This window comes from Bacillus cereus group sp. BfR-BA-01441 (assembly GCF_022663075.1).
Taxonomy (GTDB): domain Bacteria; phylum Bacillota; class Bacilli; order Bacillales; family Bacillaceae_G; genus Bacillus_A; species Bacillus_A cereus.
Window position 1 is genome coordinate 1 of record NZ_JAKUEU010000258.1, and the last position, 465, is coordinate 465.

Here is a 465-nt window from a genome sequence, read left to right on the forward strand (position 1 = left end):
CTCCACCATAAGTTCCTTATGGATTCTAGAAACCATCGTAGTCGCTTTCAGTGAATGGCCTCCAATTTCAAAAAAGTTGTGTTGAATTCCTATGTTTTCTATATCTAAAATATCTTGCCAAATGGATACAAGCTTTTCTTCGACTGTATTCCTTGGTGCCTCATATTCTACTACTCCTGCAACCGAACTTTCATCAGGACTTGGTAAAGCCTTTCGATCCACTTTCCCATTTGTAGTAAGTGGTAGCTTGTCTAGCTGAACAAAAAAAGCAGGAATCATATACTCTGGTAACTCTTTTGCCAAAAACTTTCGAATTTCTTGAACCCTAGTCTCATCCTTCGATGTTTCGGAAGTAAAGTACGCACATAAATATTGATGATTATTACTATCTTCTCTTGCGATAACAACAGCTTCTTTTACTTCCTTATGTTTTAGAAGTTGACTCTCTATCTCACCCAGTTCAAT

Annotated in this window: 1 protein-coding gene; it reads right to left on the reverse strand. The window is 37.2% G+C overall.

Annotated elements, in window-relative coordinates; genetic code table 11:
• Positions 1-465 (reverse strand): AMP-binding enzyme (locus tag MR107_RS30385; RefSeq protein WP_242293181.1); only part of this gene is annotated, 465 nt, incomplete at both ends.